This is a genomic window from Bacillus sp. FSL R5-0434 (assembly GCF_038004745.1).
GTDB lineage: Bacteria > Bacillota > Bacilli > Bacillales > Bacillaceae > Bacillus > Bacillus halotolerans.
Map to the genome: position 1 here is coordinate 4,136,830 of NZ_JBBORV010000001.1, position 21,707 is coordinate 4,158,536.

General features: G+C 42.9%; 24 protein-coding genes. 3 read left to right on the top strand and 21 right to left on the bottom strand.

The annotated features are described in order from the left end of the window. The first annotated feature begins 30 nt into the window (after window positions 1-30). The gene (locus NYE43_RS21500) at window positions 31-1,383 is read left to right on the top strand and encodes an MFS transporter (protein WP_326323694.1); all 1,353 of its coding nucleotides are present in this window, start codon (window positions 31-33) and stop codon (window positions 1,381-1,383) included. A 30-nt stretch (window positions 1,384-1,413) separates the two neighbouring features. Here NYE43_RS21500 and NYE43_RS21505 read toward each other — a convergent pair whose 3' ends face one another. The 11 genes from NYE43_RS21505 to NYE43_RS21555 form a co-directional block, all read right to left on the bottom strand. Beyond that, complete coding sequence (locus tag NYE43_RS21505; RefSeq protein ID WP_024123563.1) at window positions 1,414-1,968, bottom strand: maltose acetyltransferase domain-containing protein; 555 nt, start codon at window positions 1,966-1,968, stop codon at window positions 1,414-1,416. 18 nt (window positions 1,969-1,986) lie between these two features. After that, on the bottom strand, window positions 1,987-2,367 hold the full coding sequence (locus NYE43_RS21510; protein WP_341062695.1) for a VOC family protein: 381 nt from the start codon (window positions 2,365-2,367) through the stop codon (window positions 1,987-1,989). Window positions 2,368-2,418: 51 nt separating this feature from the next. Next, on the bottom strand, window positions 2,419-3,360 hold the full coding sequence (locus tag NYE43_RS21515) for a LacI family DNA-binding transcriptional regulator (protein ID WP_213418210.1): 942 nt from the start codon (window positions 3,358-3,360) through the stop codon (window positions 2,419-2,421). Between the two features lie 58 nt (window positions 3,361-3,418). Next, entirely contained in the window at window positions 3,419-4,177 is a 759-nt protein-coding gene (gene xth, locus NYE43_RS21520) for an exodeoxyribonuclease III (protein ID WP_326230131.1), read from the bottom strand. A 65-nt stretch (window positions 4,178-4,242) separates the two neighbouring features. Continuing rightward, window positions 4,243-4,482, bottom strand: coding sequence for a 30S ribosomal protein S18 (rpsR, locus tag NYE43_RS21525; RefSeq protein WP_010332656.1), 240 nt, complete (start codon window positions 4,480-4,482; stop codon window positions 4,243-4,245). Window positions 4,483-4,524: 42 nt separating this feature from the next. Then, entirely contained in the window at window positions 4,525-5,043 is a 519-nt protein-coding gene (gene ssbA / locus NYE43_RS21530) for a single-stranded DNA-binding protein SsbA (protein WP_010332657.1), read from the bottom strand. Between the two features lie 40 nt (window positions 5,044-5,083). Further along, window positions 5,084-5,371: a 30S ribosomal protein S6 gene (rpsF, locus tag NYE43_RS21535; RefSeq protein WP_010332658.1), complete on the bottom strand. Its 288-nt coding sequence runs from the start codon at window positions 5,369-5,371 to the stop codon at window positions 5,084-5,086. Window positions 5,372-5,481: 110 nt separating this feature from the next. Further along, window positions 5,482-6,582: a redox-regulated ATPase YchF gene (gene ychF / locus NYE43_RS21540; RefSeq protein WP_024123566.1), complete on the bottom strand. Its 1,101-nt coding sequence runs from the start codon at window positions 6,580-6,582 to the stop codon at window positions 5,482-5,484. 126 nt (window positions 6,583-6,708) lie between these two features. Beyond that, window positions 6,709-8,712: a molybdopterin-dependent oxidoreductase gene (locus NYE43_RS21545; protein ID WP_341062698.1), complete on the bottom strand. Its 2,004-nt coding sequence runs from the start codon at window positions 8,710-8,712 to the stop codon at window positions 6,709-6,711. A gap of 50 nt (window positions 8,713-8,762) precedes the next feature. Further along, window positions 8,763-8,969, bottom strand: a complete 207-nt coding sequence (locus NYE43_RS21550) for a DUF951 domain-containing protein (RefSeq protein WP_024123568.1) — start codon at window positions 8,967-8,969, stop codon at window positions 8,763-8,765. Between the two features lie 93 nt (window positions 8,970-9,062). Then, complete coding sequence (locus NYE43_RS21555) at window positions 9,063-10,079, bottom strand: YkvI family membrane protein (protein WP_049809975.1); 1,017 nt, start codon at window positions 10,077-10,079, stop codon at window positions 9,063-9,065. A 510-nt stretch (window positions 10,080-10,589) separates the two neighbouring features. Between NYE43_RS21555 and yyaC the strand changes: the two genes are divergently transcribed. Beyond that, complete coding sequence (yyaC, locus tag NYE43_RS21560; RefSeq protein WP_044160286.1) at window positions 10,590-11,207, top strand: spore protease YyaC; 618 nt, start codon at window positions 10,590-10,592, stop codon at window positions 11,205-11,207. Window positions 11,208-11,246: 39 nt separating this feature from the next. Here yyaC and spo0J read toward each other — a convergent pair whose 3' ends face one another. Together spo0J and soj are read right to left on the bottom strand one after the other, a co-directional pair. Next, entirely contained in the window at window positions 11,247-12,095 is an 849-nt protein-coding gene (spo0J, locus tag NYE43_RS21565) for a stage 0 sporulation protein Spo0J (RefSeq protein WP_024123572.1), read from the bottom strand. Next, complete coding sequence (gene soj / locus NYE43_RS21570) at window positions 12,088-12,849, bottom strand: sporulation initiation inhibitor protein Soj (protein WP_010332665.1); 762 nt, start codon at window positions 12,847-12,849, stop codon at window positions 12,088-12,090. Before soj ends, spo0J begins: the two co-directional genes overlap by 8 nt. A 249-nt stretch (window positions 12,850-13,098) precedes the next feature. Here soj and NYE43_RS21575 point away from each other — a divergent pair, with 249 nt between their 5' ends. After that, a complete protein-coding gene (locus NYE43_RS21575; protein WP_127696198.1) occupies window positions 13,099-13,539 on the top strand; it encodes a PH domain-containing protein in 441 nt (146 codons plus the stop codon). Window positions 13,540-13,582: 43 nt separating this feature from the next. Here the strand turns inward: NYE43_RS21575 and noc are convergent, their stop codons facing one another. The 8 genes from noc to rpmH form a co-directional block, all read right to left on the bottom strand. Continuing rightward, a complete protein-coding gene (gene noc / locus NYE43_RS21580) occupies window positions 13,583-14,434 on the bottom strand; it encodes a nucleoid occlusion protein (RefSeq protein WP_003219249.1) in 852 nt (283 codons plus the stop codon). A 121-nt stretch (window positions 14,435-14,555) separates the two neighbouring features. Further along, complete coding sequence (rsmG, locus tag NYE43_RS21585) at window positions 14,556-15,275, bottom strand: 16S rRNA (guanine(527)-N(7))-methyltransferase RsmG (RefSeq protein WP_341062702.1); 720 nt, start codon at window positions 15,273-15,275, stop codon at window positions 14,556-14,558. A gap of 13 nt (window positions 15,276-15,288) precedes the next feature. Further along, on the bottom strand, window positions 15,289-17,175 hold the full coding sequence (gene mnmG / locus NYE43_RS21590) for a tRNA uridine-5-carboxymethylaminomethyl(34) synthesis enzyme MnmG (RefSeq protein WP_101859620.1): 1,887 nt from the start codon (window positions 17,173-17,175) through the stop codon (window positions 15,289-15,291). A gap of 20 nt (window positions 17,176-17,195) precedes the next feature. Continuing rightward, window positions 17,196-18,575 carry a tRNA uridine-5-carboxymethylaminomethyl(34) synthesis GTPase MnmE gene (gene mnmE, locus NYE43_RS21595; protein WP_024123577.1) on the bottom strand — a complete coding sequence of 460 codons (1,380 nt, stop codon included), beginning with the start codon at window positions 18,573-18,575 and terminating at the stop codon, window positions 17,196-17,198. 315 nt (window positions 18,576-18,890) lie between these two features. Beyond that, on the bottom strand, window positions 18,891-19,517 hold the full coding sequence (jag, locus tag NYE43_RS21600; protein ID WP_024123578.1) for an RNA-binding cell elongation regulator Jag/EloR: 627 nt from the start codon (window positions 19,515-19,517) through the stop codon (window positions 18,891-18,893). Beyond that, window positions 19,514-20,299, bottom strand: a complete 786-nt coding sequence (spoIIIJ, locus tag NYE43_RS21605; RefSeq protein ID WP_081638392.1) for a YidC family membrane integrase SpoIIIJ — start codon at window positions 20,297-20,299, stop codon at window positions 19,514-19,516. The genes jag and spoIIIJ overlap by 4 nt, the downstream gene beginning before the upstream one ends. 141 nt (window positions 20,300-20,440) lie before the next feature. Beyond that, a complete protein-coding gene (gene rnpA / locus NYE43_RS21610) occupies window positions 20,441-20,794 on the bottom strand; it encodes a ribonuclease P protein component (protein WP_024123579.1) in 354 nt (117 codons plus the stop codon). Window positions 20,795-20,942: 148 nt separating this feature from the next. Next, on the bottom strand, window positions 20,943-21,077 hold the full coding sequence (gene rpmH, locus NYE43_RS21615; protein ID WP_003178075.1) for a 50S ribosomal protein L34: 135 nt from the start codon (window positions 21,075-21,077) through the stop codon (window positions 20,943-20,945). Window positions 21,078-21,707: the final 630 nt, after the last annotated feature.

The following is a 21,707-nucleotide window of genomic DNA, read 5'->3' on the forward strand; positions in this document are numbered from 1 at the left end:
TTCTCCCGCTATTAAAAAAGGGGGTTTTTTATGAATACGGGCGTCAAACAGAAACATACACATCCTTTTTCAAACGCGGCAAACCGTTTAGACCGCCTCCCGATTTCACGTGTCCACTTCCAAGTATTAACCGCTCTCGGCATTGTTTACTTCTTTGATCTTGCGGATTTATTTACCCTCAGCAATGTAGCGCCGGCACTGATCGAGCATTGGGGCATCCAGCTTTCAACCATTGCCAATGTAACGGCTGCTTCGTTTTTAGGCATGTTTTTGGGAGCATCACTTGGGGGACGGCTTTCAGATCGAATCGGCCGAAAAAAAGCCTTGAATCTATTTGTCTTCGTTTTTTCAATCGCATCGTTATGTAATGCCGCTGCATGGGACATCCCATCCTTAATGTCGTTTCGTTTCCTCACTGGATTTGGCGTCGCAGCTGCCATGGTCATCACCAATAGCTATTTAGCAGAATTTTTCCCTTCAAGTGTTCGCGGAAAATATATTTCTTTCTGTGCCATGATCGGATTGATCGGCGTTCCGATCACCAATATCGTATCAGCCTTTGTCATTCCGCTCGGCTCTTGGGGATGGAGACTTGTCTTTGTATGGGGCGCTGTTGGTCTTATTTATTTTTTCTTTATTCGGCGGCTGGAGGAATCACCCCGCTGGCATGAAAATCGCGGTGAATATGAAAAAGCCGATGCCATCCTGAAAAGGATTGAAGCAAGCGTTGAAAAAGAAAAAGGCCCTCTTCCTGCTCCGGCGCCGCAAACCTCAAGCGGACAAGTCCAACATGCGGGTTACGCGGGATTATTAAAGGGGAGAAACCTTAAAATAACCATTGTGCTATCCGCGGTATGGATTTTTGAAACCTTTGGATTCTATGGCTTTGCCTCTTGGGTCCCCAGCCTGCTAAAAAGCAACGGGGTCACGATGGAAAATACATTATGGTATAACGTATTGCACTCGGTCGGCGCTCCGCTGGGCGCATTGCTGGGTTCAATGATTTCTGAAAAATTTCAGAGAAAATGGATATTGGCCGCCAGTGCGTTTCTGACTGCCATCGCAGGTCTTTTATATGGCATGACCTTCATTCCCATCATGATTATCGTGTTTGGTTTCATCGTCAATATTACGGAACGGGTTTTCACATCAAACTTATATGCGTATACATCTGAGCCTTTTCCAACAGAGTATCGCTCGTCAGGCAGCGGTTTAGCCTATGGGCTCGGGCGCTTTTCGAACATCTTCGGATCATTGCTCGTCGGTTTTATCGCCGTTCAGCTCGGCTATGTCAGCGTCTTTTTCTTTATAGGCGGCTGCTGGCTCGCATGCTCCATTTTGTTAATCTGCTTCGGCCCCAATACGAATGCCAAGCAGATATAAAAAGTCAGTGCGGCGTTAACCGCACTGATTTCAATTCAATTCCTTCAGCTTTCTCGCAGGGTTTCCCCCTACAACCGTATTCGCAGGCACATCCTTTGTCACTACGGAACCCGAAGCAATCACCGCATTATCGCCGATCGTCACTCCCGGGTTTATCACTGCCCGCCCGCCAATCCAAACATTATCTCCTATTGTAACAGGCTTACCGAACTCCTTCCCCGACTTCCTAACAAGCGGGTCGAGAGGGTGACCAGCCGTGTAGATATGCACCCCTGGAGCTATCAAACAATCACATCCTATACGAACTTCACAAACATCAAGAATGACACAGTCAAAATTAACAAATGTACGATCCCCCATATGAATGTGATAGCCGTAATCACAGCGGAATGTCGGCAAAATGGTGACTTGATCACCGATCGAACCAAGCAGATTTTTCAAAAGCTCCGTTCGCACTGACTCATCTTCTGGTGATTCGTTATATTGTTTAATCAGATTTCTCGCATGTTTACGCTCTAGTGATAATTCACGGTCTTCCGAGTTGTATAATTCTCCGGCTGCCATTTTTTCTTTTTCTGTCAGCATTCAATTCACTCCAAGATGTTAAAATGTAATCTCTATTAGATTTCCTTCCTCATCTTCAATTACACTTTCATAGTAGCCGTCCCCTGTCGTCCTTGGACCGCTTACTACAGCGAATCCGTCCTGCTTTAACCTTTCTGTCAGTTCATCAACATTCTCTTTGCTTCCAGTCGAAAAAGCGATATGCGCCCAGCCTGTCATCGTTTGTGAAGGATGATCAGTCACATCTCCTTTTTTCATGATTTCCAGCCTAGCTCCGGAATCAAACGTCATAAAATACGACTTAAAATCTTTCTTCTCATTATGATAAAGAGAATTGGCTTTGCCATGAAAATACGTTTCATAAAAAGCCTTCATTCGCTCTAAATCTCTGACCCAGATGGCCGTGTGCTCAATATGCATGTCTTCCTCCTCCTTTGTCTTTCAATGAAGTTATAAGGGATGAAATGCATTTCAGTTCAAGCTTTTTTTCATGAATTGATGCTGAATTTTTATATCTATGGGATGTTCCTGCAAAAATAACGAAAATGCTGCGGTGCCCAGCTGCTCAAGATTCAGGTCAAGCGATGGGAAACAGAGGACACGGCTGATAGAGGAATGTCCTTCTCCAATGATCTCAACATCCCAGTCTTTCTTTTTGGCAAATACATAAATTCCCGCTGCCACTTCATCACTGTTTGCATAAATAGCTGTTGGAGCCCGGCCGCTTGTATAGAAATACGCACCCGCCTGCTCTCCGTCGTCCATATGATTACAGCCGGTCAGCATATGGCGGTCCTCCAGGCTGCCATAGACGGCCTGATAAGCCGCTGCTTTATCCGCCGTACTCGGGCTCTTGTCGGCGCTTCTCACGCAAGTAAAAGCGATATTCTCATGTCCGCGATTCTTTAGATATCGAAAGCTTTCTATGTAGGCTGCTTTTCTGTCATTGTAAGCACAAGGAATATCAATGTCTCCAGTATCTTCACAAGCGATAATCGGTCCATATTCTTGATAGGCTATTATACTGTCCCAGTGATTGGCTCGTGATGTAATAATGAGGCCATCTATTTTTTTCATTCTTAACAGCTCTAAATATTTGATTTCAATGTCGGGGTTATAGTTGGTAGGGAGGAGGGTTGTTGCATATTCATGTCTAAATGCCGCCTTTGTGATGCCGTTTACGATTTTATCAAAGCAAGGGTGATCGCTGTAAGGAAGGATTACACCGATCGTTTGAGTCTTGCCGCGAATGAGGTCGATCGCAGTTCGATTCGGTGTGTAGTCTAATTCCTCCATGACTTGACGCACCAGCTTCCTTTTTTCTTCAGACACATACGGATGATGATTCAGTACGCGTGACACAGTCGAAACAGATACATTCGCCAGCCTTGCAATCTCTTTTATGTTTGCCATCTCTTTCTCCTTTTTCATCATAAAAAAACAGTAAGGATCAATCCTTACTGCTATCACATCATATATTAATCGTAAGTTCAACAGGACAATGGTCGGAACCCAAGACGTGTGCTGATATCTTGGCATCATCAATCTGCCCCTTAAGACTCTCAGAAACAATAAAGTAATCCAGACGCCAGCCGATATTTCTGTCCCGGGCACCCGCACGATACGACCACCAGGAATAAGCGCCTTCCAGATCAGGGTATAAATAACGGAATGAGTCGATAAAGCCGGCTTCCAAGAAACGAGTGAATGCTCCTCTTTCTTGATCAGAAAAACCCGCGTTATTCCGATTTGCTTTTGGATTCTTCAAATCAATTTCCTGATGAGCCACATTTAAATCACCGCACAGGATAACCGGTTTTTTCTTATCCAATTCGAGAATAAACGCTAATAAAGCCTCTTCCCACTGCAAACGGTAATCAATGCGTTCCAGCCCTCTTTTTGCATTAGGCGTGTAAACGGTCATCACATACACGTTTTCAAATTCCAGCGTAATCACTCTGCCCTCTTGATCATGCTCTTCTATTCCGATTCCGCACATGACGTTCAGCGGTTTTTGTTTTGAAAAAACAGCCGTACCTGAATATCCTTTTTTCTCTGCATAGTTCCAATATACATGATAGCCTTCAGGCTGAACATCAACCTGGCCATCCTGTATCTTTGTTTCCTGAAGACATATGATATCTGCATCCTCTTCCTTCAGATAAGAAAAGAAATCCATCTTTCTCATGACAGCCCGCAGGCCGTTTACATTCCAAGAAATCAGCTTCATATTTGTTTCATCCCCCCTATAAAAAAGAGCAAGAACCCGAAGGTCCTTGCTCTTTACGTATCAGCTTACTCACCAGTTACGTATGGAAGTAAAGCCATTTGACGAGCGCGTTTGATCGCTGCAGTCAATTTACGTTGGTATTTAGCGTTTGTTCCAGTTACACGACGTGGTAAAATTTTACCGCGCTCAGAAACAAACTTTCTAAGAAGATCTACATCTTTGTAGTCGATGTGCGTGATACCGTTAGAAGTGAAATAACACACTTTACGGCGCTTCGCACGACCGCCTCTGCGTCCTCCTGCCATTGTCATTTCCCTCCTTTCTTTGTCAATTTAGCGATATTCTCATTAGAATGGAAGATCATCATCCGAGATGTCAATCGGCTTGCCGTCGTTGGCAAATGGGTCATCATTAAAGCTGTTCCCCTGATTGCGTCTCTGGTTGTTTTGATTTCCCCCGAATGGATTATCATTTTGGCCTCCGCCAAAGTACTGGCCTCCGCCGCTGTTTCCTTCGTTGTATCCACCTGAACCAGAACCGCCGCCGCTTTTCGGCTCAAGAAATTGAACACTTTCAGCTTGGACCTCGGTCACGAAGACACGCTGCCCTTGCTGGTTTTCATAGTTTCTTGTTTGTAAACGGCCATCTACGCCTGCAAGGCTTCCTTTTTTCAGGAAGTTTGCAACGTTTTCGGCTTGTCTTCTCCAAGTGACACAATTAATGAAATCGGCCTCACGTTCTCCAGACTGGTTCGTAAATGTACGATTCACAGCAAGAGTAAACGTGGCAACAGCCGCACCGTTTGGCGTATAACGAAGCTCTGGGTCTTTTGTCAGTCTTCCGACTAATACAACTCGGTTAAGCATAAGAAAGACCACCTTTTACCATTATATATTTCAAAATTGCTTATTCTTCTTCTTTAACAACAATGTGGCGAATGATATCGTCACTGATCTTAGCTAGACGGTCAAATTCTTGAACTGCCGCAGCATCAGCTTGAACGTTTACGATTTGGTAGAAACCGTCGCGGAAATCGTTGATTTCGTAAGCTAGACGACGTTTACCCCAATCCTTTGTTCCAGTGATCTCCGCACCGTTAGAAGTCAGAACGTTGCTGAAACGCTCGATAACTGCTTTTTTAGACTCATCGTCAATGTTTGGGCGGATAATGTACATAACTTCGTACTTTCTCATCTGTTTGCACCTCCTTTTGGACTAAGCGGCCCGTAATGGGCAAGGAGCAATAATTCTATTACTCACAATTTTATATTATACCAAAGCTCTTGTCCCTTTACAACTGCATCCTATACATTAAATCGGAAATGAATAACATCTCCGTCTTTTACCACGTAATCTTTTCCTTCAAGACGGACTTTTCCGGCTTCCTTCGCTCCTGCCATGCCGCCGCCCGCAAGAAGATCATCATAAGCAACCGTTTCAGCGCGAATGAAGCCGCGCTCAAAGTCACTATGAATAATTCCAGCGCATTCAGGGGCCTTCATGCCTTTTTTGAATGTCCAAGCTCTGACTTCCTGCTCACCGGCTGTGAAATATGTTGCCAGCCCAAGCAGCGAGTAAGATGCTTTAATCAGCTGATCAAGACCTGACTCTTCAATTCCCAGCTCTTCAAGGAACATTTGCTTTTCATCGCCTTCAAGCTCAGCGATTTCGGATTCAATCTTCGCACAAACGACAATGACTTCTGCGTTTTCGCCGGCAGCGTATTCACGAATCTTCGCTACATATTCATTGCCAGACGGATCAGCCACTTCCTCTTCACTTACGTTTGCAACATACAAAATAGGCTTTGACGTCAGCAAATGAAGCTGCTTTACAAGCTTTTGCTGCTCTTCAGTAAACTCAACAGAACGAGCAGGCTTTTCATTCTCAAACGCTTCTTTCAGTTTAGACAAAATGTCAAACTCAAACACAGCCTCTTTATCTTTTTGCTTTGCAAGCTTGCTGACACGTGTAATCCGCTTTTCAACTGTTTCCATATCAGCGAGAATCAGCTCAAGATTGATCGTTTCGATATCATCAATCGGATCAACTTTACCGGAAACGTGTGTAATATTATCATCAGAAAAAGCACGGACAACGTGGCAGATCGCGTCAACTTGGCGAATATGAGAAAGGAATTTGTTACCGAGACCTTCTCCTTTTGACGCACCTTTTACGATTCCTGCAATATCAGTGAATTCAAAAGCAGTCGGCACAGTCTTCTTCGGTTTGACCAGCTCAGTCAGCTTTCGCAGACGATCGTCCGGTACTTCTACAATTCCCACGTTCGGATCAATTGTACAGAACGGGTAGTTGGCTGATTCGGCACCGGCCTGTGTAATTGCGTTAAATAATGTTGATTTCCCGACGTTCGGCAAACCGACAATTCCAGCTGTTAAAGCCATTCTTTCATCTCCTCTATATAAAACCGTCATTGCATTAACGTATTTTGAACCTAGAGCAATTATAAGGAGGTTCACTGGAAAAGACAAGCTGACAAAAAAGCATTTTCAGCCTGCTGAACCCTCTCATTATGCTTTTTTCAAGCCCACTAAACAGTCAAAAAGCGTACTTCCCATTCGATTATCAGAATTTGTATCATTTGTCAGCGTATTGACGGAGCCGCCAAAAGCCGCCCACATGCCTTCATCTACATTTATCGTCTTCGGATGAGCCTGTTTCATCACTTTAACTTTACCATTCAAACGGCCCCGATCATTGAAAATGACAACCTCGTCTCCATCCTGAAGATCCCGCTCAGCCGCTATATCTGAAGAAATATCGACCTGTATGTGCTGAAGCTTCTCGATGAACGGAACATGCTGTGAATGATTAGAGCGCTGCGGATGAATGGACAAAAGCGTGTAAGGGTATTTTTCGGCAAGTTCTTCGTTATGGTAAACAGACTCCTCAGGCACTTCCAATTGAAGTGCACCGCTAAATCCTTTTTCTTCAGCTAAAGAAGAGGTAAACTCAAATTTTCCGCTTGGCGTCAGAAACGTAAAGTCATCCCACGGCACTTGTTTAACCGGAAGCGGGAGGTGGCCTTTATCTTTCAGGCGCTCAAGTGTTACACCGTCTGCCTCCAATGAAGAAAGCCCCATCTCCAAAAGTTCTTCAGTACTGTGTTCAAAAAGCTCTCCAAATCCAAGGCGCTTTGCAAGCTCTGACCATATCCATCTGTCCGGCTTCGCTTCGCCCTGCGGTTCCACCAGCTTCTTCCCATACTGAACATAATGATGGTACATACTGGAATAGTAAATATCCTCTTCTTCAAAAACAGTGGCAGTCGGCAAAACATAGTCGCACAGCGTTGCCGTATCGGTCATGATGGAATCAATCGCTACTGTCACCGGAACCTTTTCAAACGCCTGTCTTACTTTATTTGTGTTTGGCACCTGAGTCAGCGGGTTCCCGCATGTCACGATAATCATCTCGATCGCAGGATCATCAGCGGTTAAAACCTCTTCAGCCTGTGTCATCATTGAAAAAGAACGTGATGTCGTTTTTAATTCCGGCAGCGTCAGCTTCGTTTTTGCAAAACTTTCACCAATCTGGACATTGCCAAAATTTGCGCCGCCGCCTTTAATCCCAACGTTTCCGCTTGCCGCAACAAGCGCATCAATCCAGCGAATCGTCCCGCCGCCATTTTTATACCGCTGCATACCAAGTCCCATAAAAGTAGACACCGGACCATCCGCATACAGACCTGCAAGAAACTCCAGCTCTTCCATCGTAGTTTCTGTTTTCGCAGTAAACTCCTCGAAAGAAACCGTGCTCAAAAGCTCTTTTACATCATCAAACCCGACAGAATGCTGAGAAATAAAATCCTCATCCGTTCTTCCCGTCTCGATCAGAACCTTCAAAACAGCCGCGGCAAGCCAGCCATCCATTCCCGGCTTTACAGAAATATAACGGTCAGCCAGTTTTGCAGTCGGATTAAAAATCGGATCAATCACCGTCAGTGTTGCGCCCTTTTTCTTTACCTGCTGCAAATGGTGATAAAGGTGCATATTTGTCCTTGATACATTTCTGCCCCACACAACGACGTGTTTGCTGTTGTAAATATCAAGCGGCCCGTGCCCATACGACCGGCCGAAATCCCAGCTTTGCGCCTCTATACCCGAGCCCCAGCAAATGCTTCCGACAATCTCAGTCACACCGCCATACGCATTAAAAAAACGCTGATCTAGCGCTTTTAACAAACCGTTATTGGCATAATCATGGCTGTGCAAAACTGCTGTTGTTTCTGACGTCTCCTGAATGTCCCGAAGTTTATCGGCAATTTCATCAAGAGCCTGCTCCCAGGAAATCCGCACAAACTCGCCATTTTGTTTTTTCATCGGATAACGAAGCCGATCAGGCGAATTTGTTTTCGTCTCTAGCATTCTGCCGCGGCCGCAGATTTTGCCTTCCGTAATCGGATGGTTTGGATCTCCGTCCACTTTTGTTACCTTTCCGTCATCAACAGTCACCACAAAACCGCAGCTGTCCCAGCAATTCAGAGGGCATGCTGACTGATGCACTTTGCTCATCACCGTCTTCTCCTTACCTTCTATATGAAAAAGCATGAGTGTCAGCCTTTTTATGAAGTAGGCTCCTCATGCTTGACCAGTACTTTTTTTACTTTTCTTTCAAATTCTTTTCTCGGAATCATCACGCTGTGAGAGCAACCCTCACATTTAATCCGAATATCCATTCCCATACGTATAATTTTCCATCTGTTTGCTCCGCATGGGTGCGGTTTCTTCATTTCTACAATATCATTCAGGCCAAAGTCTTTATCCGCCAAGACCCTTCACCTCTCTTCATAAACTGCTGAATCTATTGTACAAAAAAACTGATCATTAGAGCAATCATCATACCCAAAAAGAAAGGAATCCTCTTATTTCCATTTACTTAAAATAGGGTATAACAGCAAACAAACTAATAGATAAAGATTCAGCATTCCATAAATAGGATATAAAAAAGCGATTAAATCGGAAAAACCGAAAGAAGTAAAAGGCACCATCAACACTAACAGAATCAATACGATCATCCATCTCGGCATGTGAAGAAAAGCCATCAGCCGGCTGGATAATCCAAATAAACCAGCCACCGTCGTCGTATATATCGCAAGGCACAGCACCGCAGTCATACATAAAAAAAGAAGGTAAGGGGCACCCTCCAGAATGGCAAACAGCGGAATTTCAAATTGAGAAAGGGAACCAGCCAGTTCTACCAACGTTTCATTATATACAAAAGAGATCACGCCAAAAATAAGACCGCTGGCCACACTGGCGATTTTAGCTTCCCCCAGCCCTTTCATTTCTTTCCCGACAGACGATAAAATCGCGACAACCGAAAGAATATTTAAAGAAGTAAACGTAATGCTGGCAGGCCAGTTATACTGCCGGCTCAAATCTATCGTCCACGTATGGTGATGAGTGCTCTGAAATGAAAATAACGCATACATCAGCCCGGCAACTAAAATAGGAATTAAAATGCCATTCACAGATAAAATCCCTTTCACATCCCAGAAAAACAAACACACCGTCACGATGCAAAGCAGCGCAATTCCCCACCAAAAAGGGAGCTTGTACATTTGCAGCGTCACTCCGCCTCCGGCGATCATCACCATGGTTGTAGAAAATAAATAAAAGACAATGAGAATATCATAAATTTTCGCCAGCCACGGTCCCATTAAATGTTCAAGAACCGGAAGAAAGTGAGTGGATTGAACCTTAAAACTGATTTTCATCACAATATAAGACGAGAAAATGAACATCACTGTAAACAGCACAATAGCCAGTCCGCTTTCTGCGCCAAAAAACTGCCATATCTCCTGACCGCTTGCATATCCGGCGCCGATCAGGCTGCCTAATATAAGCAGCATCCACCTCATTCCGGCTCTCCACAACATTATCACCTCATAAGTACAGAGTTCAGCTTGTTTCCGTTATTGTTACTATATAGAGCGCTAATAATAAAAATGCCTATTTTCATAGGAAAACAAAAAATAATGGTTGAATGTGAAAATACAGTACAAAATACACATAAAAAAAGGCCGCCTAAACAGGCAGTCAAAACATAGAATCCGATCCTCCGCTTTCTTTACCATTCCTTTATACGCTTCTTCACCAAGATATCATTTTCAATCATTCAGTTATTCCGATCTTATCGTAATCTTCATTAGGCGTTCCGCATATTAATGATTCCTCCATTACCAAAACAGCAGACCATATCTTGCTTCACCTGAAGCGCTGCGGCACAATACTTGTAAATAACCTCTATCTTTTCCTCTTTGTATCCAAAAATCCGTAAACAGACACAAAGCATAAAAAACCTAACTGCTGGATATAATGTAAACAACCTTACATACCAAAAAAACACATCCCTAGCAATTCCGATACCTTACAAGGAAGTGAAACCTATGAATCGAAAAGGCGGGCTTTTTTCTTCTCAGGAACGAGTAAAGCAATATGTTTCACATACAGATACAGCTGCAGCAAAACAAATACAAACGATTCTTTCTTCATCCTTACGTAAAGCTGCCGGCAGACCGATTGTTGTGGTTTGTATCGGAACAGACCGTTCAACTGGTGACTCATTAGGCCCGCTCGTAGGAATGAAACTCAAACAGATGCAGCTCACCAGATTCCACGTCTACGGCACTCTGTCTGATCCTGTGCACGCTGTAAACATGAAGGACAAATTGATGGAAATTCACAAATTACATAAAAACCCATTTATTGTGGCAGTGGATGCATGCTTAGGGCGTGTGAAAAGCGTAGGTTCATTCCAGATCGGAGATGGCCCACTAAAGCCAGGTGCCGGTGTTCAGAAGGATCTTCCTGAGGTAGGAGATCTCCATGTGAATGGAATTGTAAATGTGAGCGGTTTCATGGAATACTTTGTTTTACAAAATACAAGGCTTCACTTGGTCATGAATATGGCAAATGTTCTTGCTGAAGGACTGAGTTTAACAGATCGAACAGAGTGGAGGCAGGAACGGCTTAGTCCGCTGCAAAGACTCACAGGACGATTATAAAACAAAAAACCATCTTCAATAGAGATGGTTTTCTTTCATTTACGATTCTCGTTCTGATAAGAGCTCTAAGATCCGTTCAAGATCCTCATTGGAGAAAAACTCAATTTCGATTTTGCCTTTTTTCTTTTGTCTCTTAATATTTACTGTTGTACCAAAATAATTTTGGAGATACGATTCCCGCTCTTTGATAATCGCATCTTTTACAGGCTCTTTTTTCTTTGTTTCACGTGGAACATTCTGATTTAATTGCTGAATCAGCTGCTCAAGCTGGCGAACGTTAAGCTGTTCTGCAATCACTTTTTGCACAAGCGGTTCAAGCTTGTTTTTATTTTTCAAACCAAGAAGTGTGCGGCCATGCCCCATAGAGAGCGTGCCTTCCGCAATCAGCTGCTGAATGTTCTCAGGCAATGTCAGCAATCTTAAATGGTTGGCAATATGCGGCCTGCTTTTTCCGAGACGTTTTGCAAGCTGCTCTTGCGTGACATCTAAGTGTTTGAGCAAAGAGTCATAAGCCTGAGCCTCTTCCAGCGGTGATAAATCCTCACGCTGAAGGTTTTCCAGTAAAGCAATTTCTCTCATTAACGCCTCTGATAATTCACGGACAATCGCTGGAACTGTTTCTAAACCTGCAAGCTTTGCCGCCCGAAAGCGCCGTTCACCCGCAACGATATCATAGCCTTTTAAAGATTTTCTGACGATAAGCGGCTGGAGAATGCCATGCTGCAGCACAGATTCTTTGAGCTCAGCTAGAGCTTCATCGTCAAAGTGTTTTCTTGGCTGATAAGGATTAGGGCGTAAATCGGTAACTTTGATTTCCTCGATTGTCTCTTCAGACAAATCAACCTGATTAAACAACGCATTAATCCCTTTTCCAAGGCCTTTAGCCATTCGCAGCCACTTCCTTTGCTAAATCTAAATATACTTCCGCACCTCTTGACCGCGGATCGTATAAAATGATGGGTTTACCGTGACTCGGTGCCTCACTCAGACGGACATTACGCGGAATAACAGTCTGATATACTTTATCTCTAAAGTATTTTTTTACCTCTTCAATCACTTGAATGCCAAGATTTGTCCGGGCATCAAGCATCGTCAGCAATACGCCTTCAATCATTAAATCCGTATTCAAATGCTTTTGCACAAGACGTACTGTATTTAATAATTGGCTCAGTCCCTCCAAGGCATAATATTCGCACTGTACAGGGATGACAACTGAATCTGAAGCAGTCAACGCGTTAATTGTCAGCAATCCCAATGATGGAGGACAATCAATAATAATATAATCATAATTCTGCTTCACTGCTTCAAGCGCTCTCTTAAGTCTCACTTCTCTTGAAATTGTCGGAACCAGCTCGATCTCAGCTCCTGCAAGCTGTATCGTCGCAGGAATCACATCCAAATTCTCTACTGAAGTTGCTTTAATAATATCTATTACATCTGCATCATCTACTAAAATATCGTACACACACTGATCTACATCGGCTTTTTCAATCCCCAATCCGCTCGTTGCATTCCCCTGCGGATCAATATCTACCAGCAGAACCCTTTTCCCTATGTAAGCTAAGCATGCTCCAAGGTTGACAGACGTCGTTGTTTTTCCGACTCCGCCTTTTTGGTTCGTAATTGCTATGATTTTTCCCACGATGTCACCTACTTTCACATGAACATGTACTGTCATGTTTCTATTTTATCAAAAAAAGATTAAAGCGTTTCACTTTTTTCATCATTTTGTTTTTTATCAGAAGGGAATATTTGAAAAATTTAATCAGTGCTTTATTGCTTTCTCTTATAAATTCTAAAACTGATATGTTTTTTTGACTTAAAAAAGGGATTTCTAATAGAAAAAAAGAAGAAGTTACAATGCAGAAAGTACAAACAGGACGGTGATCATATGGTTTACAAAACAAAAAGAGATGCACCCGTTACTCTTATGATTGTGTTTCTCATATTACTGATACAAGCAGATGCCATAGTTCCTTTTGTGCTGGGACATATGAGGATATCCGGCTGGATCATTTTTGTTCTGCTGACTCTTTTCAACGTGCTCATCATTTGGAGTTTCATTGATCTGAAATATGTATTGAAGGAGCACCGTTTGATCATTAAAGCCGGATTGATCAAACATCAAATTCCTTACGAAAAAATCGACAAAGTGATTCAGCAAAAGAAGCTGTGGTCAGGTTTTCGGCTTATTGGCTCACGGCGTGCGATTACGATTTATTATCGGGGAGGCTGGGGACATGCAGTCATTTCTCCACAAAACACGGAAGAATTTATCCACAAGCTCAAAGAAAAGAATTCTAATATAACAATTGTAACTAAAAGTAATTAATTCCCTTTTAGCGAAAAAGCTCTCCTGGACAGCAGGAGAGCTTTTATTTTGGTATGCGAATCGTCAATTGAATATATTCTTCAAATTCCTCTTCTTCCGTATTCAATTTTACGCCGCTGTCTTCAACCATTGACAGTGACTGGCGAATCGTGTTCATTGCAATTCTAGTATCCCTGCTGAACGCTTTGCGTCTAGGCTTTGGTTTTCTCTGGCCTTGCTCCAGCATTTTAACCACGCGGTCTTCTGTCTGCTTTACATTTAAGCTTTTCTCAATTATCTCTGTGAGCAGTGTGACTTGGAGCTCAGGCTGTTTCAGGGGAATCAGCGCTCTGGCATGACGCTCTGTGATTTTCTTCTCCATGATTGCGTCTTGAACCGGCTGAGGCAGCTTTAATAGCCGCAGTTTGTTCGCAATCGTTGACTGCCCTTTTCCTAAACGCTGCGCCAGTGCTTCCTGTGTTAAATCATGAAGCTCAAGGAGCCTTGCGTAGGCATGCGCTTCCTCAATCGAAGACAATTCCTCACGTTGCAAATTTTCAATTAACGCCACTGAAGCGGTTTCCGTGTCGGAAAAATCCTTAATAATGGCCGGAATCTTTTCCCACTCGAGCGATTGCACCGCTCTCCAGCGTCTTTCACCTGCAATGAGTTCGTATTGGCCTTCTTCTTCTGTATGCCTGACAACAATCGGCTGAATAATGCCGTGTGTATGAATGGTCATTGCTAACTCTTTGATTTTTTCATCTGAGAAAATGGTGCGTGGCTGAAAACGGTTGGGAACGATAGCATTTACCGGTATTTCCAGAATCTCTTCTTTGTTTGTCTCATGTTCAGCAATCTCCGGTTCCTGTTCCTTCTCACCAAGCCCGAAGAAACGAGAGAATGAATGCTTCATGTACCTACACCACCTTTAAAAACTGCCATTTTTATAATTCTATTTTCTCATGGTTTTTCCTGCTGTACCGTCATTAATTTTGAAGAAAATATGATGGTATTGTCATATCAGGCTGTCTAAATTACCCTTCAATTGGCGATTTATTAGGAGTTCCCGGTTTTCTTGGATACTTCTTAGGTGTATTTTTGACCTTGCGTATCACCATAATATTACGATCGCTTTCTTCAATAGGCAGCTTAAAGGAATGGGTATTCTCAAGTTCTCCTCCAAGCGTTGTGATTGCTTTTTTCCCCGCGTTTAATTCTTCTTCAGCAGATGCGGCTTTTAAAGCAACAAATAAACCGTTTTTCTTAACCAGAGGCAGACAAAGCTCGCTTAAAACAGATAGTCTCGCAACCGCTCGCGCTGTCACGATATCATAGCTTTCCCTTACGTCTTTCCGTTGCCCGAATGTTTCAGCTCTGTCATGGCAAAATGTCGTATTCTCCAATTGTAAAGCTTCAGACAGCTTTTCTAAAAACGTTATTCGTTTGTTTAGTGAATCTACGATGGTGACATGAAGGTGCGGAAAACATATTTTAATCGGCAGACTCGGAAAACCCGCTCCCGCTCCGACATCACAAATCGTATTCATCTGATTGAAGTCGACATAAAATGCAGCTGTAATGGAATCATAAAAATGCTTCAGATACACTTCTTTTTTCTCTGTAATCGAAGTCAGATTGATTTTTTCATTCCACTCAACCAGCATATCGTAATACAGCTCAAATTGCTCCAGCTGACGAGGAGAAAGGGAGATCCCTTTTTCCGCCAGTCCAGAAGTGAATTCTTCAATATTCATGCCGTCATCCTTTCTACTCGGCTATCTTCGCAATGCGGCCCTGCTCTAAATATACCAATAGAATTGAAATGTCTGCCGGATTCACACCGGAAATACGGGAAGCTTGGGCAACAGACAAAGGCCGTACGTTTTTCAGCTTTTGACGAGCCTCGGTTGCAATCCCCTTAATTGCGTCATAATCAATTCGATCAGGGATTTTTTTGTTTTCCATCTTCTTCAGTTTTTCCACTTGCTGAAGCGATTTTTCAATATATCCTTCATATTTCACTTGGATTTCTACTTGTTCTGCCACGTCTTGAGGAACCGGCACTTCTGGCGGCGCCAGTTTTGTAACAGTTTCATAGTTCATTTCAGGACGTTTCATCAAGTCTGTGCCGCGTACCCCATCTTTCAATTCGCTTCCGCCAAGAGAACGGATATATTCTTGATTTTCTGGAGACGGCTTGATAATCACAGAATGCAGACGTTTTTTCTCCGCTTCGATCGCCGCTTTTTTCTTCTCAAAAGCCGCAAATCGCTCATCAGAAATCAATCCAATGCGGTGGCCGATTTCTGTCAGACGCAGATCTGCATTGTCATGACGAAGAAGCAATCTGTATTCAGCGCGAGATGTCAAAAGACGGTATGGCTCATTTGTCCCTTTCGTCACAAGGTCATCAATGAGAACACCAATGTAGGCGTCAGAACGGCTTAGAATCACTTCTTCTTTTCCAAGCGCTTTTCGTCCTGCATTGATTCCCGCCATAATCCCTTGTCCCGCAGCTTCTTCATAACCGGATGTTCCGTTAATTTGGCCGGCAGTGTAGAGATTGGTAATTTTTTTCGTTTCAAGCGTCGGCCATAGCTGAGTCGGTACAATCGCATCGTACTCAATCGCATAGCCGGCTCTCATCATTTGAACGTTTTCCAGACCCGGAATCGTTGCAAGCATTCTTTGCTGCACGTCCTCTGGAAGACTGGTAGACAAACCTTGAACATAAACTTCCTGCGTATTTCTGCCTTCTGGCTCAAGGAAAATTTGATGACGCGGTTTATCATTAAAACGAACAACTTTATCTTCAATTGACGGGCAGTATCTCGGACCTGTACCTTTGATCATACCGGAATACATCGGTGAACGGTGCAGGTTGCTGTCAATAATCTCATGTGTCTCAGGGCTCGTATATGTCAGCCAGCAAGGAAGCTGATCTGTGATATATTCAACTGTTTCATATGAGAAAGCGCGAGGCACTTCGTCACCAGGCTGAATTTCCGTTTTGCTGTAATCAATCGTGTCGCTTTTGACGCGAGGCGGCGTACCTGTTTTAAAACGAACAAGGTCGAAGCCCAGTTCTTCCAAATGCTCAGAAAGCTTAATAGAAGGCTGCTGGTTGTTCGGACCGCTTGAGTAAGAAAGATCACCGAGAATGATACGTCCTCTCAAATATGTTCCTGTCGTCATAACAACTGCTTTCGCGCGGTAATTCGCACCGGTTTGTGTAATGACACCGCGGCACTCGCCGTCTTCAATGATCAGACGTTCTACAATTCCTTGCAGCAGCGTTAAGTTTGGTTCTTTTTCAAGCGTATTTTTCATTTCATGCTGATATTGGAATTTATCTGCTTGCGCACGCAGCGCACGGACAGCAGGACCTTTTCCTGTATTCAGCATTCTCATTTGAATATGCGTTTTATCAATATTTCTGCCCATTTCTCCGCCAAGCGCGTCAATTTCGCGGACGACAATCCCTTTTGCAGGGCCGCCGACAGACGGATTACATGGCATAAACGCAACCATATCTAAGTTGATGGTCAAGACAAGCGTTTTGGCGCCTTGACGTGCTGATGCGAGGGCAGCCTCAACACCGGCATGCCCGGCGCCAATCACTATCACATCGTATTGGCCTGCTTCATACCCCATGATTCTAGTTCCTCCTTTATTTATTTTCCTAAACAGAACTGTGAAAAGAGCTGATCAATTAAGCTTTCATGGACAGCGTCTCCAATGATTTCGCCCAGAAGCTCCCAGCATCTTGTAAGATCAATCTGCACCATGTCGATCGGGACATCCTGTTCGATGCCGCTAAGCGCGTCTTCAATGGCGCGTTTTGCTTCCTGTAAAATTGAAATATGGCGTGTATTGCTGACATACGTTAAATCTCCGCTTTCAATAGCACCTGTATAGAACAGCGATTGAATCGCTTCCTCCAAATCATTAACGCCTTCTTCTTTTAGAAGAGATGTCGTTACAACAGGACGTCCATTGGCCAGCTCGCGTACACGTTCTATGTCAATTTTCGCCTCGAGGTCAGTCTTATTCATAATGACGATGACGTCCATTCCCTCAACGGCTTCAAAAAGCTTTACGTCTTCTTCAGAAAGCTCTTCACTATAATTAAGCACAAGTAAAATCAGGTCTGCTTCCTTCAGAACCTGACGAGAGCGTTCAACACCTATTCGTTCAACAATATCCTCTGTTTCACGAATACCTGCAGTATCAACAAGACGAAGCGGAACACCTCTTACATTTACGTATTCCTCAATCACATCCCGTGTCGTACCCGGAATATCGGTAACAATAGCTTTTGCCTCATGAACCAGGCTGTTAAGAAGAGAAGACTTTCCGACATTCGGACGGCCGATAATGACAGTAGAAAGACCTTCCCGCAAAATTTTGCCCTGCTCAGACGTTCTCAGCAGCGCCTCAATTTCTTTTTTAACGGAGCTTGCCTTTTCAACTAAAAGCTGATGTGTCATTTCTTCTACATCATCATACTCCGGATAATCTATATTTACCTCAACATGGGCCAGCGTTTCTAAAATATCATCGCGTAAACGGCGCACCAAAGCAGAGAGACGCCCTTCCATTTGATTCATAGCGACGTTCATTGCCCGATCCGTTTTCGCTCTGATTAAGTCCATCACCGCTTCCGCCTGTGAAAGGTCGATTCGCCCATTTAAAAACGCGCGTTTCGTGAATTCACCAGGCTCCGCCAGTCTCGCTCCCTCTCTTAAGGCGAGCTGGAGCACTTGGTTTACTGTCACAATTCCCCCGTGGCAGTTTATTTCTATAACATCTTCACGTGTAAAAGTTCTCGGTGCTTTTAACACCGATACCATTACTTCCTCCACGACCCGATCCGTACGTTTGTCTACAATATGGCCGTAATGAATCGTGTGTGATTCGACCGAACTGATCGTTTTCCCTTTCGGCCCTTTATACATTCTGTCGGCGATCTGGATTGCTTCCGGTCCGCTCAGCCGCACAATAGCAATCGCACCCTCTCCCATCGGTGTAGAAATGGCCGCAATTGTATCCATGTTGTTCACCTCTCTTTTCTATACTCTCATTCATCTATATAAAAAAATATTTTATTATGCCAAAACTAAAAGATAACATAGTTTGGTTCGAAGTGGAAGATGTGTTATCCACAGACTTAGAAATTCATCCCTTATTACTTTAACTTATCCACATGTGAATAACAATTAATTTTATTTCCTGAACTTCCTTTTTATCAACAGGATACACCTAAAAAGGAAAAACTTAAACGGAAAAAGCTTGATATTACAAGGAAAAATAGATTTTTCTATACAAAAAAACCGAAGTTCCGATTTTTACCGGACTTCGGTTTTATGTTATCTTTTCTGGGAAATAACGAGGTGGCGATTTTCGCCTTCACCCATTGAATACGTTTCGATCTGCTGATTTGCATATCTGGAAAGGGCATCATGAATGATTTTTCTTTCACTGGACGGCATCGGTTCTAAATGAACATCTTTTTTCGTTTTCAAAACCTGGTCTGCCAGTCTCACAGCCAGCTGACTCAGCGTCTCTTTCCTTTTCAAACGGTAGTTTTCTGCATCTACCGTCACATTTAAATACTGATCTGAATAACGATTAAGGACAAGCTGGGTCAAAGTTTGAAGTGCATTTAAGGTTTGTCCTCTTTTTCCAATTAACAATGCCGCTTTTTCACCCGTTATATGGAAACTCACTGCCTTTTTGCTTTCTTTTACAGTCACATCAGACTTTCCGGCAATGGATTCGGCAATTCTTTCAAGATACATCTTTGTTTCCTGAATCGGATCAAATTTTTCAGCCAGCTTCACGATTGCCGGCTTTTTGCCGAATATACCAAGAAAACCTTTGTTTCCCTCTTCAATAACGGTAATTTCAACTTCATCCTTCGTTAATTGCAGTTCTCGTAATCCGGACTGTACTGCTTCATCGACATTTCGCCCTGCAGCAGTCACATTCCTCACTTTTTCTTTCCTCCGGCTTTTTGCGGTTGAGGATCTTTTTTAATATCAGGCCCTTTAATGAGGAAAGTTTGCGCAATCATAAACAAGTTACCGACTACCCAATAAAGAGAAAGCGCCGCCGGGAAGTTGATCGCAAACACAATGATCATAATCGGCATAATCCAAAGCATCATTGCCATTTGCGGATTTTGCTGCGCATTGCCCGCCATCATTAATTTTTGCTGTACGAAAGTGGCAACACCGGCAACAATCGGAAGAATATAGAAAGGATCTTTTTCTCCTAAGTCAAACCATAAGAAACTGTGCTCTGAAATCGCCTGTGTTCTCATGATCGCATGGTAGAATCCAATTAAAATCGGCATTTGAATTAAAATCGGGAAACACCCTGCCAATGGGTTGACGCCATGCTTTTGAAATAAAGCCATTGTTTCCTGCTGAAGTTTTTGCTGCGTTTTTTGATCCTTTGAGCTGTATTTTTCTTTAAGCTTTTGCATTTCCGGCTGTAAAGCCTGCATCGCTTTCGAGCTTCTCAGCTGCTTGATCATCAGCGGCAAAATTAATAAACGGATTAAAATTGTAACAATAATAATTGACAGTCCATAGTTGTCTCCCGTCAATTTCGCAACATACGTAATGAGCTCAGACAATGGAAATACTACGTACTTGTCCCAAAAATGCGGACTATCTGCAGTGATCGGCTCTTTGACACTCGAGCATCCAGCCAATAGCATGAATACGCCGACCATACTTAATAGCAACCATATTCTCCTTTTCAACAACATTTCCTCCTATAATCATTCTTTACACTCTCTTATTACAAAACATACTTGTATGTATTTTAGCATCTTTCAGTTTTAAATGGTGTCTTTTTCTGATCAACCAGAAAGGAAGCGCTTTTAAAAGTTTTAAGAAAGCAGTGGCATCTACTTTTTTGACGAAGTTTTCTTATATAATGAGGCCTTCCTGAATAAATGCTGCAGACTTTTTTTCGTTTCCTCAAATGTCAGCTGACTTGCTGGTTTTCTGGCGATAATAATGTAATCCTTTTGCTTCAGTCTGTCTCTCTCTTCTAGAAAAGCTTGCCGGATCAAACGTTTTATCCGATTTCGCATTACTGCATTGCCAATTTTTTTGCTGACGGAAAGACCAACGCGCAGCTCATCGTTTTCAGGCTGATCAAGCGTATATAAGACAAACTGGCGATTCGCTACTGATGTGCCATGCTTGAACACTTTTTGAAAATCTTCATTTTTCTTTAAACGATTTCGCTTCTTCAAATTGACTCACTCCGATACTGGCTGGCAGAAACTTTTAATTTTATTTGAAAATGAGATGCGCAGAGACAGGGGAGATCCCCCTGCTCATACACATCACATATATCTTTTCCCTTAAAGTGAAAAAAGACCACTGACATTATTCAGTGGCCTAAGCTGATAATACTTTTCTGCCTTTGCGGCGACGGCGCGCTAAAACTAGACGACCGTTTTTTGAACTCATACGGCTTCTGAAGCCATGAACTTTACTGCGTTTACGGTTATTCGGTTGGAATGTTCTTTTCATTTATGACACCTCCCTCGAGGAATAGCTGTTAAAGACAGTCTTACTTATTATATTTGCGTTACCTATTCATTGTCAACTTCACTAGTGCTTTTGTTTCTTGCAACCATAATAGGATACCATACCTTCTCGACTTTCGAAACCTTATTTTTTCAGATTCCTGAATTTAACGAAAAAAAGTCAGATTCAAATGACCATTATGAGCTGAAAATTCATGATGTGGATATCTTTTTTCCCTTTTTTCAATATCCACAAAGGTTATCGACAACATTTTCACACTGCCAACTCCTGTGGACAATTTTTTTCAACAGGTTGTCCGCTTTGTGGATAAGATTGTGACAGCCATTGCAAGCTCTCGTTTAATTTGGTATTATATTTGTGTTTTAACTCTTGATTACTAATCTTGCTTTCACTCTTTATCCACAAACTGTGGATAAGATGTGGATTGATTTCACACAGCATGTGTAGAAAGTTGTCCACAAGTTGTGAAATTTGTCGAAAAGCTATTTATCTACTATATTATATGTTCTCAACATTTAATGTGTACGAATGGTTACCGCCATTTGCTCTTTTTTTGTGTTCTATAACAGGAAAAGACGTTATTTTCTTAGAAAAGGAGGGACGTGCCGGAAG